Source organism: Clostridium sp. UBA7791, assembly GCF_002480755.1.
Classification (GTDB): Bacteria; Bacillota; Clostridia; order Clostridiales; family Clostridiaceae; genus Clostridium_J; species Clostridium_J sulfidigenes.
Window position 1 is genome coordinate 655981 of the sequence record NZ_DLCT01000003.1, and the last position, 13911, is coordinate 669891.

Below are 13911 nucleotides of genomic sequence, written 5' to 3' on the forward strand. Positions count from 1 at the left end.
TCCCATCTCTTCAAAGTGGGAGTATTAGAGCTGCTACGTCCCTGGATAACATTTCTAAGTATCGAAAATACTGATACTTAGAAATCTGTTTATATGTATTTCTTCAATTATTACATAGGTTTAAATAGAAAGATCTAACTAATTTAATTCAGTGTTATCTTCATCCTTTTCTTCAGTATTTAATAAACCAGCATCTAAATATTCACTTCCAAAGGAATGCATCATTTCTAGAATTGGTATGATTTCTTTACCAACTTCAGTTAAACTATATTCAACTTTAGGTGGGACTACAGGATATACTTTTCTAGATATAAGCTTATCTTCTTCTAAACTTCTCAATTGTGAAGTTAGCATTTTTTGAGTTACTTTAGGTAACCTCTTTTTAATATCACTAAATCTCAAGGTACCATAACTTAAGTACCATAAAATTAATAATTTCCATTTACCAGATAGAAGATTTTGTACCACAACCATGGGGCACGTAGAGTACTTAGTTCATTGATTCCTCATATGACATTCTTCATGTCTAGGGAATATGCATAGCAAATTCTTATCCATTATATTCACCGTCCTAATAGTATATTTATTATATTATAGTATAAAGAATTAACTACATATAAAAAAGTCTATAACATACTCTGCATTATACCATGAATTTTATATATGTTAAATTTTAAATCCACTATTTACATTATTATAAGATTTTCTACTATTATTTATTAATATAATAGTATCATTTATGATACTATGTCACAAAAAGTATAGTTAATGAGAATAAAGTGCCTACTTCCTAGAAAGATATTTTGTGATTATAATAAAATTAAATTAAGAGATAGAAAAAATCTAAATCATTATAAGAGTGGACAAGGAGGATTTAATATGAATATAAAATTACAAGAAAAATATCAACTATATATTGATGGTCAATGGAGAGAGGCTTCTGATGGAGGCGTATTGAAAACTTACAATCCTGCTACCGGAGAATTCTTAGCTGAAATAGCAGATGCTACAGAAAAAGATGTAGATGATGCAGTTAAAGCAGCTGAAAGAGCTTTTATAACTTGGGGAAAAACAACAGTTGCTGAAAGAGCAGATGTGTTAAACAAAATTGCAGATGTCATTGATGACAATGCAGAGTATTTAGCTACTATTGAAACTATGGATAACGGAAAACCAATTAGAGAAACTACAGGAGCTGATATACCTCTTGCAGCAGATCACTTTAGATATTTTGCTGGAGTTATTCGTTCAGATGAGGGTAGCTCAACAATGCTTGATGAAAATACTTTAAACATAATATTAAGAGAACCAATTGGGATTGTAGGACAAATAGTACCTTGGAACTTCCCATTCTTAATGGCTGCATGGAAGCTTGCTCCAGTATTAGCAGCAGGGGATGTTTCAGTATTTAAACCATCAAGCACAACTTCATTAAGTGTACTTGAGCTTATGAGATTAATAGAGAATATAGTTCCAAAGGGTGTAATTAATATAGTTACAGGCAGAGGCTCTAAAAGTGGAGAATATCTACAACATCATAAAGGCCTTAATAAATTAGCCTTCACTGGATCAACAGAAGTAGGTAGAAAAATTGGACTTTCAGCAGCAGAAAATATCATTCCTGCAACTCTAGAACTTGGAGGGAAATCTGCTAATATATTCTTTAAAGATGCAGATTTAGATATAGCTCTAGAAGGACTTCAACTAGGAATTCTGTTTAATCAAGGACAAGTTTGCTCAGCAGGATCTAGAATTTTTGTACAAGAAGATTTTTATGATGAATTTATAGAAAAAGCAGTTAAAGCTTTTGAAAAGGTTAAGGTGGGTAACCCATTAGATAATAATACTCAAATGGGAGCACAAGTAAGTGAGGCTCAACTTAATAAAATTCTTAGCTATGTAGAAATCGGTAAGAAAGAAGGAGCTAAAGTAGCTACAGGTGGAGAAAGATACACTGAAGGCGATGCTGCTAATGGTTACTTCATGAAACCAACTCTACTTGTTGATGTTACTAATGACATGAGAGTTGCTAGAGAAGAAATCTTTGGACCTGTAGGAGTTGTTATTAAATTCAAGACAATAGATGAAGTAATTGCCATGGCAAATGATAGCGAATACGGCTTAGGTGGAGGGGTATTTACTCGAGACATAAATAAAGCTATACAAGTTGCTAGAGGTATTAGAACAGGACGTGTATGGGTAAATACTTATAATAGCTTCCCAGCTGGAGCACCATTTGGAGGATATAAGAACTCAGGAATAGGTAGAGAAACTCATAAATCTGTCCTAGATGCTTATACTCAAATGAAGAATATTATGGTTAATTTATCTGAAAAACCAAGTGGAATGTATGAAAAATAGGTTTAATAAATATATTAAGAAGGCTATGGACTTTGGTTCATAGCCTTCTTTTACCATTTTTCTCTTTATCCTAAGATAAAGTATGATATAATACAAAAGATAAGATTTAGATTAATAAGTTAATAATACTTAATATAGATACTGTAGATAAGAGAGGAAGTAAAAGATGGGAAAGATATTAGTACTAGCAGAGAAACCTTCAGTAGGTAGAGACTTAGCTAAGGTTTTAAAATGCAATCAGAGTAAGGGTGCATACATAGAGGGTAGTAAGTATGTGGTAACTTGGGCACTAGGTCACTTAGTGGGACTACAAGATCCTGAGGACTATGATGCCAAATATAAAAAGTGGAGCATGGAAACTTTGCCAATGATTCCAAAGCATATGAAACTTACAGTTTTAAAAAAGACCCAAAAGCAGTTTTATGAAGTAAAAAAGCAAATGCTAAGAAATGATATAGATGAGATAGTTATTGCAACAGATGCGGGAAGAGAAGGAGAGTTAGTGGCACGTTGGACAATAGAAAAGGCTGGAGTAAAAAAACCACTAAAGAGATTATGGATTTCTTCTCAGACAGACAAGGCAATTTTAGATGGATTTAAAAATTTAAAACCAGGTAAAGATTATAATAATTTATATAAGGCAGCGGTGTGTAGAGCAGAGGCAGATTGGCTTGTAGGACTTAATGTTACTCGTGCCCTTACTTGTAAATACAATGCCCAGCTTTCAGCAGGAAGAGTTCAATCTCCAACCTTAGCCATGATAGTTCAAAGAGAAGAAGATATTAAAAACTTTATTCCTAAGGATTACTATACAATTACTGCCAAGGCTAAAGAATTTTCACTACAGTGGGTTGATAAGAATAATTATCAAAGCACTTTTAATGAGGAAGTAGCTAATAAAACCCTAGTTAAGGTTAGAGGTCAAGAAGCAAGTATTATAGATATAACTGAAAGCCTAAAGAAAAAGCCATCACCTGCTCTTTATGATTTAACAGAGCTTCAAAGAGATGCCAACAAAATTTGGGGATATTCTGCAAAGCAGACCCTTTCTATAATGCAAAGACTTTATGAAAATCATAAGATATTAACTTATCCAAGAACGGATTCAAGATATATAACTACAGATATAGTAGCTACACTTCCAGAGAGATTAAGAGCTATATCTATAGGAGCATATAGGGCAGCAGCTACAAATATCCTAAAAGGTAAGATTACTCCAAGCAAGAGCTTTGTAGATAATAGCAGGGTTTCAGATCACCATGCCATAATTCCTACAGAGGAAAGTCCTAATATGTCTAACTTAAGTTCAGAGGAAAGAAATATTTATGATTTAGTAGTCAAGAGATTTTTAAGTGTTATGATGCCACCTTTTGAATATTTACAAACTAATATAGTGACAGAAATAGCTGGAGAGAAGTTCGTAGCTAAAGGAAAAGTTATAAAATCTAAGGGATGGAAAGTACTATATGATAGAGAAGATATGGAGGAGCCTAGCGAAGAAGATGGGTTAAAGGATCAAGTACTTCCAAAGCTTAATATTGGAGATAAATTAAAGATAAACTCTGTAGATATAAATAAAGGTAAAACTAAGCCACCAGCAAGATTTAACGAGGGGACATTACTTTCAGCTATGGAAAATCCACATAAGTATATTAATGTTTCAAAGGATGCAGCAAAGACCTTAAATGCAACTGGTGGATTAGGTACTGTAGCTACAAGAGCAGATATTATAGAAAAATTATTTAACTCATTTTCTATAGAAAAAAGAGGTAAGGAAATAGTTCCAACATCTAAGGGGAAACAACTTATAGAATTAGTTCCAAGTGACCTTAAGTCACCACTTTTAACAGCTAAGTGGGAAAGTCAGCTAGAGGATATTAGCAAAGGCAAGGAAGATGCCATGGACTTCATTGTAGAGATGAGAAGATATTCAAGAGCTCTAGTTGAAGATGTTAAAGTCAATGGTAATAAGTTTGTTCATGAAAATGTCACAGGTGCAAAATGCCCTAAGTGCGGAAAATACATGTTAGAGGTTAAGACTAAAACTGGAGTTATGAATGTGTGCCAAGATAGAGAATGTGGTCACAGAGAAGGTGTTAGTAGAACTACCAATGCTCGTTGTCCAGAATGTAAGAAAAAACTTACCCTTAAAGGACACGGAGAAGGTCAAATCTATGTATGTCCAGGGGCAAACTGTAACTTTAGAGAAAAGGCATCCCAATTTAATAAGAGATTCGAAAAAGGTGGAAAAGTTGATAAGAGGGATGTTAATAACTATATGAAGAAAATGAAAAAAGAAGCAGAACAAGAAGCGGCTAATGATAATCCATTTGCAGCTCTTGGAGATCTATTCAAGAAGTAAGGAGAAATAACTATGGATGGAACTAAAAGAGCAGACATAAAAATAGGCTCAAAGGTCTCAGTAGTAAAGAAGGAAGATCAACGCACAGGAAAATTGACAGAGGGAACAGTTACAAGGTTATTAACTAATTCTTCAGTACATCCAAGAGGTATTAAGGTAATGCTTGAAGGTGGAATAGTTGGTAGAGTTCAAAAAATTAGATAGAAATGTATTAGGATAGTCATCAAATTTTTAATTTTTGAATATAATTATATTTTTAAAAGAAATTAAAGCAGGTTTTAGATTTGTATTTATGAATCTAAAACCTGTTTTTAATAGGAGAAAGTGAAATAAAAATTTTATTTCATCATTATAATAAATGTTGCTTTAAGATATAATTTTAAAGTACGATAATTATAGTGGTATGTAAATATATTATTATTTGCAATAGGAAAAGAGGATATGATGAGAAAATTTAAATTACTATGCTTAACACTAATATTTTTGATAAGTACAAATATAGCTATGACGATGATAGCGTTTTCAGATACTGAGAGCAAGATAATTAAAGTGGGTTATTATGATTATCCTTCTTTCATTGAAAAAGATAAAGATGGACTTTTTTCAGGGTATGGAGTAGAGTATCTCGAGGAAATATCAAAATATACTAATTGGAATTATGAATATGTATATGATACATGGCCAGAACTATTAGACAAGCTATCTAAAGGAGAGATAGATTTGTTATGTGGGGCTCAGTACACCGAGGATAGAAGCGAGATATATGACTATGTAGAATATTCAAATGGAATAGAACTTACAACTATGTATGTTTCAAGTAAAAATAACAGTGTATTTTATGAAGATTTTGAAGCATTCAATGGCTTGAAAATAGGATTTTTAAAGGAAAGTTTTCAAAATACAGTCTTTGAAGGTTATGCAAAACAAAATAATTTCTCTTATGAAAAAGTATATTATGATTTTGAAGAAGAAATGATAGCGGATATGGAATTAGGTAATGTGGATGCTATAGTTTTAGGAAGCATTTCAAATCAGAATAGTGGTAGATTAGTTGCCAAATGCGATATTCACCCTTTTTATTATATAACGCAAAAGGGTAATAATGATATCACTAATGAACTTAATGAAGCATTAAGGAAGATAAAACTAGATGATTTAAATTTTGATATGAAATTACGAGAAAAATATTATGGTAATAGTATTTTAAATCAACAACCATTACTTACTCCAAGAGAGGTTGACTTTATAAAAAGAAAACCGGTGTTAAAAGTGGCTTATAAAGATTATTTAAGTCCTATAGAATATAGGAATAGTAAGGGTGACTTCTCTGGAATAGTAAGAGATATGTTAGAAGAAATCTCTAGAAAAATAGGTATAGAATTTGAATATGTACAGGTAAAAAATACGGAAGAAGCTATAAAATTAATGGCAAATGGAAAAGTAGATTTAATAGCTAGTGAATCTAGTATTGAAAAAAATACACATTCTAGAGACATTATATTAACTAACCCATATATATCCTTACCTTTAGTTATAGTTGGAAAAGGAGAAGAATATATAAAAACAGAGAATGTGGATATAGCTATACCTAATGATATGAAAATCAACAAAGAAGCTTTTAAAAATAAATTTGGACAATACAACATTGAGTATTACAATGATTATATTAGTTGTATTAATGCAGTTAAATCGGGAAAAGTAGATATAACAGTATTAGACAGCTACACAGCCAATATTGCTATTAGCAGTATAAAAGATAATAATTTAAAATCAATGAATATTGGGAATTTAAGTTATAATATATCAATTGGAGTAAATCCTAATATAGATTCATTAGTAATACCTATACTTAATAAGGCTATTAATGTTATAGATGAAAAAACTAGAGTAGATATTATTATGAAAAATGTAGTACAAGAATCTATTCCAATAAATTTAAAGGTAGTACTAGTTAAATATAGATTAGAAATTATTATTTTTATATCTTTATTAGTAATAATATCTCTTTTGATATTTTTTTATGTAAAACAACGAAGAACAAAGTATTATGAAAAAATGGCATTTACAGATCCACTTACAGGTCTATGGAATGCTAATAAGTTTAAAGTTAGAGCTAAAAAGATACTTGAGACTAATAAAGGAAAATCCTATGCGCTTATATACAGTGACATAGATAAATTTAAGTTTATAAATGATAATTTAGGATATGAAGAAGGAGATAAAATTATTTGTGCAATATCCAATAAATTATACAACTCAATGGGGGAAAATGAAATTTTTGCAAGAGTATCTGCAGATAATTTTTTAATACTTGTAGAATACACAAATAAAAAAGAATTAATTGATAGGTTAACAAAATTTGAAAATATTTTTAGACAATTAGAAAAAGTTTTTGCAAAAAATTATAGGTTAATAGTTGTAAGTGGGATCTATATATTTAATTCTAATGATATAGAGGTTGAAGATATTATCAATAAAGCTAATATAGCACGTAAATCAGTTAAAGGTTCTCATACAAATAAAATTGCCTTTTATGATAAGTGTTTTGAAAATAAAATTATTGAGGAATTAGAAATAGAAAATAAAATGTATAAGGCTCTTATAAATAGAGAATATAAGGTTTATTATCAACCTAAATATGATTTAAATACAGAGAAAATTGTAGGTGCTGAGGCCTTAGTTAGGTGGCAGGATCCTGAGAAAGGGTTAATTCCTCCAGTGAAATTTATACCTTTGTTTGAGAAAAATGGGTTTATAGTAAATTTAGATATGTATGTTTATAAAAGTGTATTGCAGTGTTTAAGAGAAAGATTAGATAATGGAGAAAGTGTAGTTCCAATATCATTAAATGTTTCTAGATTTCATGTTAATAATCCCAATATAGTCAAGGATATTAATGAGTTAGTTAAAAGCTATAACATAGATCCTAAATTGGTAGAGTTTGAATTAACGGAAAGTGCTTTTATGAAAAATGCTGATAGGCTTATAGAAAAAATGATAGGTTTAAAAAAGGTAGGATTTAAAATCTCTGTTGATGATTTTGGATCTGGATTCTCATCATTAAATCTTTTAAAAGAGTTTCCAGCTAATACCTTAAAGATAGATAAAGCATTTTTAGATGAAACAACTAATTCACAGAGGAGTAAAGATATTGTTAAAAGTATAGTTGATATGGCGAAAAATATTAATATGGAAGTAATTTGTGAAGGGGTAGAAACGCGAGAACAGGCTGATTTCTTAAAAGAGATAGGATGTGAAATGGCCCAAGGATATTTATTTGCAAAACCTATGCCTAGGGAAGATTTTGAAGAACTATTAAATGTAAATTATATATAGGATGAATATATAATTTATAAGTTGATATATCATAAAGAGTTTTGATATATTGGCTTTTAATTTGATTTGGTAACCAATGTTACCGAAATTATAAAGATATTAATATAAACTCATAGATGTAGAGATTAATAAAATATAATCTGCTTATAAAGGTTAATATAAATTAAGCAGGTTAAAATATATTTAACTAAAGGATTATGATTTACAATTATATTGAAACTAGCGTTATAAAGTAATTTCAATATAGAAGATAAACATGATTTGAGTTTTAAAATTATTTAAATGTAGGAGGAGAAAATATGAGTTTATATCTTGGAAAAGTACATTATTGGTTATTTAACAAAATATTATGGTTTGAAGGATTAGAGGAAGAAATAATTAATCTAGCTAAGGAAGAGGGACTAGATGTATCTTCATTAGCTAAGGAGATTAATGAAAATCATGGAGAAAAACTGCCAAATCTTCCTTTAGAAGATATGATAGATACAAGTAATATCCATGGGTGGCTACAAGGGAAAATACATTCAGCAGAGGGAAGAATGGCAGCTTGGACAACTAAATTACTAAATAGTAATGAAAAAGTTAAGGCTAAATTAGAAAATATTTATATTCATCAAGGAATGAAAGCTGCTAAGGAAGTTAAAGAAAAGTTAGACCCAGCAAGTAATGCTATGGATATATATGATAGAATAAATGACTATATATTAGATGGAATGCCATGTGATAGAGTGAATGAGGTTCTAGTGTCTACAGAATATATGGTACAGTGGAGTAGAAGAATTTGTGTTCATAAGGACATATGGAATAGAGAATCTGGAGATGTTTCTTATTTCTATAGCTTAAGAGGACTATGGATTAAGGCCTTTGTTAATGAAGTTAATGGTAACTATGAATATGAGGAATTAGGAGATGGAACTCAAATCATTAAAAGAAAGTAGGAGGAGAAAAGATGAATGCTATAGATTTAATGATGGAAGAGCATAAGTATATTAAACGTATGCTTACTGTAGTTAGAAAAGCTACTTACAAATCTCTAGAAGAAAAGAATGTAAATTATGAAGATTTCTATAAGATGATAGATTTCATTAGAAATTATGCAGATGCACATCACCATAAAAAAGAAGAAGTAATTCTTTTTAATAAGATGGTGGAGGAGCTTGGACTTATTGCAGAGAAGACTGTGAAATATGGTATGCTTGTAGAACATGATTTAGGAAGACTTTATATTACAGGACTAAGTGAAGCACTTGAAAATTTAAAATCAGGTAATAAAGAAGCTATATTAGATATTATTGCTAATGCCATTTCTTATACTCATCTTTTAGAAAGGCATATAGACAAAGAAGATAATGTAATATATAAATTTGCTACTAGAGAATTAAAGCAAGAAATCATTGAAAAGATAAATGCAGAGTGTGTTGAATTTGAAGATGCAAATACTGAAGTTATGAAAAAATATACTTCAATATTAGAGGAGTTAGAGAAAAAATATCTTTAATAATCGGAATAATGAACTTTGAGTACATGAGAGTTTGTGCTTAAAGTTCATTTTATTTATTTTTATTAATATCTAAATTTTATTTGCATATTAAAATATATATTCTTTTGAATTTTGGTAACGAATGTTACCGAATATTGTTTTGTACTTTAGTATACTTTAACTTGTGAAAAGCAATAATAACAATTTAATAGGAGATGAGAAATTTATGTCAATGTTTTGTTATCAATGTCAAGAGACAGCAGGATGTAAAGGCTGTACTATAAAGGGTGTTTGTGGTAAAGATGAGCAAGTTGCAAAGGCTCAAGATTTATTAGTATATGTAACTAAAGGATTAGCTATTGTAAGTAATGAAGGAAGAAAAGTAAATGTTACTGATAGTGTAGTAGATAAATATATTACAGAAAATTTATTTATTACTATTACTAATGCTAACTTCCATAGAGATGCTATTTTAAATAGAGTAAAAGAAACTTTAAAATTAAGAGAAACTTTAAAAAGAAAAGTTGTTAGTGCTGGTGGACAAGTTGGAGAAGTAAAAATAACTGGAGGCTTCTTTAAAAAGATATTTGGTCTACAAAAGAAAGAAATAGTAATGGCAGATGCAGTAGCTTGGACAGCAGATAATACTATAGAATTTGATGCTAAAGCTGAAAAAGTTGGAGTGCTTGCTACAGAAAATGAAGATATTAGAAGTCTAAGAGAACTTATAACTTATGGATTAAAAGGATTATCAGCATATATGAAGCATGCTATGAACCTAAAATATAATGAGAAAGAAATTCATGGATTTATGGCTAAGGCATTAGCTGCAACTTTAGATGATAGTTTAACTGTTGATGATTTAGTAGCACTTGCATTAGAAGCAGGAAAATATGGAGTAGATGGTATGGCATTATTAGATAAAGCCAATACTGAAACCTATGGGCATCCAGAAATAACAACTGTAGATATTGGAGTTAGAAAAAATCCAGGAATATTAATTTCAGGACATGACTTAAAGGATCTAGAGATGTTGTTAGAGCAGACAGAAGGAACAGGGGTAGATGTTTATACTCATGGTGAAATGCTTGCTGGACAATACTATCCTAAGTTTAAAAAATATAAACATTTTGCAGGAAACTATGGAAATGCATGGTGGAAGCAAAAGGAAGAGTTTGAAAAGTTCAATGGTCCAATTCTTATGACTACAAACTGTATAGTAATTCCAGATAAGTCTTATAAGAATAGATTATTTACAACTGGTGCAACTGGAATGCCAGGATGTGCACATATAGAAGCTAATAGAGATGGCATAAAAGATTTTTCTAAGATTATAGAAATGGCTAAAAAGTGTAAAGCACCTACAGAGATAGAAAAAGGACAAATAGTTGGAGGATTTGCTCACAATCAAGTATTAGCTTTGGCTGATAAGGTTGTGGAGGCTGTTAAAACTGGAGCTATAAAAAGATTCTTTGTTATGGCTGGTTGTGATGGAAGAGCCAAATCAAGAAATTACTATACTGAATTTGCTGAAAAACTACCAAAGGATACAGTTATCTTAACAGCAGGTTGTGCAAAGTATAAGTATAATAAATTAAACCTAGGAGATATTGGAGGAATCCCAAGAGTTCTAGATGCAGGACAATGTAATGATTCTTATTCATTAGTTGTTATAGCTCTAAAACTTAAAGAAGTCTTTGGGCTTGATGATGTAAACGCCCTACCAATATCATATAATATTGCATGGTATGAGCAAAAAGCAGTAATAGTATTATTATCACTATTATACTTAGGAGTTAAAAATATTCATCTAGGACCAACATTACCAGCATTCTTATCACCAAATGTTGCTAAAGTTCTTGTAGATAACTTTGGTATTGGTGGAATAACTAATGTAGAAGATGATATGAAAATGTTCATGGAAAGCTAGAATTACAAGTAATGAAGTATTCAAAGGTAAATGGAGTTTACCTTTGAATACTTTTTTTATAAAAATTTTCTATTCTGTAACCTATGTTACCGAATATAGCAGAGTGTTTTAGTATACTTTAACTTGTAAGAGATACTAATAATTTTAAATTATTAGTTATATATAAAAATTCAAATTATAGGAGGAAAAGAATATGATAAATAAAGATATGACAATAGGTGAAGTTATAAGAATGAAAGAAGGAGCTCCTGAAATTTTAATGAGTTTTGGTATGGGTTGCGTAGGTTGCCCATCAGCTCAAGCAGAAACTCTTGCAGAAGCTGCTATAGTTCATGGATTAGACATAGAGAAATTATTAGCTGCATTAAATTAATATCTTTCACATAGATTTTACTTATGTATATATAATAGAACCTTAGTATACAAGTATTATAAGAAGCAAAATAAGTTTGAAAAGAGGAAATAAAAATGAGTTTAGATAAAAATATATTAGTACCTATAAGTATGAATGATATAGATATTAGGACTAAAGTTATAGCATCAAATGAAAAGTTTAAGACTATATTCTTCAACTTTGTAGCAGGGAGTGGTAAGCCTTATCATACTCATAATGGTTATGCATCAATTCAAATATATGAAGGTGATATAACTATGGAATTTAAAACAGGAGAAAAGTTTAGATTAAAAAAAGGTGATTTCCTTCCTTTCGATGCAAGAATAGACCATAGTATAATTGCTGAAGTAGATAGTAAGGTACTAGTAACTATTTCTGAAGTTCTAGATTTAAAAATAAAAGTATAATATTAATAGATGAATTTAGTAAGTGAATTAATATTAAAGAGTTATTTAAAAGTAGATATTATATAAAATGCATATAAAAAAGAAGTATTAAAGGGAAATTTCCTTAATACTTCTTTTTTTATTAATGGCAAGAAAAACCACCATTAAAAAATTGGTTATTAGAATCATTAGAAGGATAATAAAATTCACTATCTATATCATTTTGTATAGTAGAATCATTTATAGAATTTAAATCATCTACTACCTTTATTGTTCCTCTAAGCATGCCCATCCAACAGCTGTAGTTTATGTCTCCAGCGTCTGGAGTAAATTCTATTACATTTTCTCCAGAGGATAGAGTCTTTTCAATATTCATAGATGGAATAACAATTTTATTATTACAGAAGTTAATACTTTCACCATCAATTATAAACTCTGTAGGAATTCCCTTTTGAATATAAACTACATTTGGAGTATATCCTTGATTATTAGCTGCAATCTTTATAACTTGCTTTCCGTTAGAAATTGTTGCTTTACTAGCTGAAGATTTATCGGATATAGTTGTATTATTATTTCCACCTAAAGATAAGGAATTAGGCATTAAATTAACTCCTATTAAAGACAAGCCACGATTAGCCATAATAATACCTAAAATTATGATAATACCACCACTGTATTTAATTAATCTTTTGGAATTTTTCTGACTAAGTACATTAGCAATAGCTCCAAAGCCTAACATTAAAGGAATTGTACCTAGGGCAAAGAAAAACATTGAAGTTGCACCAGCTATGACACTTCCAGAAGCTAGAGCATAAAGCTGCATTGTCTGTAGGGGACCACAAGGCATAAACCCATTTAAAAATCCTACTATAAGAGGGTTTCTAAATTTTTTCTGGGAGTTACAGTTACTCCAAGGAAGCTTTATAGAAAATTTTCTAAGGGCTTTAAAACCATATAAGTTTAAACCCATAATTACCATAAATACACCTGCAACTATTGCTATGAAGCCTTGAACTCCAAAGGAAAGAGAAAAAGCTTTACCAATACCACCTACGATACCACCTAAAACCGTATAAGAAATTAAACGGCCTAAATTATACATAAGTCCAGGTTTAAATTTGTTTTTTTCAGGTACAATAGAAGATGTAATACTTTGGGACATCATTATTCCACCACACATACCCACACAGTGTAGAGATGTGAAAACACCAATAGTAAATAGAGCAATGTAACTAACTTTACTACTTAAAGCAGAAGACATATCAAATACGCCAGTACCTTTGCCAAGGCGTATCATAAGTAAGGCTATAAGGACTATTCCCATAATGGGTAAAAGTTCTGAGTTACTCTTTTTTTTATCACTAGTAACTTTGTAGCCGGATTTTTCAATAGTAGCAACTATGGTAGAATAGGATACTTTCTCAGCATCATATTCAACATGGACGGTTCCCTTAGTATAGTTTGCTTTTACAATTGTAACTCCTGAAATCTTTTTTAAATGTCTTATTATAGTATTCTCGCAAGACGTACATACCATATTATCAATATTTAGGGTTATAGATTTATTAGACAAAATTATCACCTCATACTTAATTTTAAGATAGTAGCTAAAGTATATATTTAAGTTGTGTAGATTTTATGGAGGAATTCTACATAGAATCT

The 13911-nt window shown here is 30.2% G+C and carries 11 protein-coding genes; 9 read left to right on the top strand and 2 right to left on the bottom strand.

What is annotated here, in order from left to right; translation table 11 throughout:
* Positions 1 to 138 precede the first annotated feature (138 nt).
* Positions 139 to 474, bottom strand: coding sequence for a winged helix-turn-helix transcriptional regulator (locus B3Z56_RS04800; protein ID WP_346878357.1), 336 nt, complete (start codon positions 472 to 474; stop codon positions 139 to 141).
* Between the two features lie 405 nt (positions 475 to 879).
* Between B3Z56_RS04800 and B3Z56_RS04805 the strand changes: the two genes are divergently transcribed.
* The 9 genes from B3Z56_RS04805 (at position 880) to B3Z56_RS04845 (ending at position 12270) form a co-directional block, all read left to right on the top strand.
* Complete coding sequence (locus B3Z56_RS04805) at positions 880 to 2361, top strand: aldehyde dehydrogenase family protein (RefSeq protein ID WP_346878358.1); 1482 nt, start codon at positions 880 to 882, stop codon at positions 2359 to 2361.
* A gap of 166 nt (positions 2362 to 2527) precedes the next feature.
* On the top strand, positions 2528 to 4723 hold the full coding sequence (locus B3Z56_RS04810) for a DNA topoisomerase III (RefSeq protein ID WP_346878359.1): 2196 nt from the start codon (positions 2528 to 2530) through the stop codon (positions 4721 to 4723).
* Between the two features lie 12 nt (positions 4724 to 4735).
* Positions 4736 to 4927: a YwbE family protein gene (locus tag B3Z56_RS04815; RefSeq protein ID WP_346878360.1), complete on the top strand. Its 192-nt coding sequence runs from the start codon at positions 4736 to 4738 to the stop codon at positions 4925 to 4927.
* A 237-nt stretch (positions 4928 to 5164) separates the two neighbouring features.
* Positions 5165 to 8059, top strand: coding sequence for an EAL domain-containing protein (locus tag B3Z56_RS04820; RefSeq protein ID WP_346878361.1), 2895 nt, complete (start codon positions 5165 to 5167; stop codon positions 8057 to 8059).
* A gap of 299 nt (positions 8060 to 8358) precedes the next feature.
* A complete protein-coding gene (locus B3Z56_RS04825) occupies positions 8359 to 8997 on the top strand; it encodes a hypothetical protein (RefSeq protein ID WP_346848895.1) in 639 nt (212 codons plus the stop codon).
* 11 nt (positions 8998 to 9008) lie between these two features.
* Positions 9009 to 9557 carry a hemerythrin domain-containing protein gene (locus B3Z56_RS04830; RefSeq protein ID WP_346878362.1) on the top strand — a complete coding sequence of 183 codons (549 nt, stop codon included), beginning with the start codon at positions 9009 to 9011 and terminating at the stop codon, positions 9555 to 9557.
* Between the two features lie 208 nt (positions 9558 to 9765).
* Positions 9766 to 11469: a hydroxylamine reductase gene (gene hcp / locus B3Z56_RS04835; RefSeq protein ID WP_346848897.1), complete on the top strand. Its 1704-nt coding sequence runs from the start codon at positions 9766 to 9768 to the stop codon at positions 11467 to 11469.
* Positions 11470 to 11662: 193 nt separating this feature from the next.
* Positions 11663 to 11842: a DUF1858 domain-containing protein gene (locus B3Z56_RS04840; protein ID WP_035131910.1), complete on the top strand. Its 180-nt coding sequence runs from the start codon at positions 11663 to 11665 to the stop codon at positions 11840 to 11842.
* A 95-nt stretch (positions 11843 to 11937) separates the two neighbouring features.
* Entirely contained in the window at positions 11938 to 12270 is a 333-nt protein-coding gene (locus B3Z56_RS04845) for a cupin domain-containing protein (RefSeq protein ID WP_346878363.1), read from the top strand.
* 121 nt (positions 12271 to 12391) lie between these two features.
* Here the strand turns inward: B3Z56_RS04845 and B3Z56_RS04850 are convergent, their stop codons facing one another.
* Positions 12392 to 13822, bottom strand: a complete 1431-nt coding sequence (locus tag B3Z56_RS04850; protein WP_346848898.1) for a sulfite exporter TauE/SafE family protein — start codon at positions 13820 to 13822, stop codon at positions 12392 to 12394.
* Positions 13823 to 13911 lie beyond the last annotated feature (89 nt).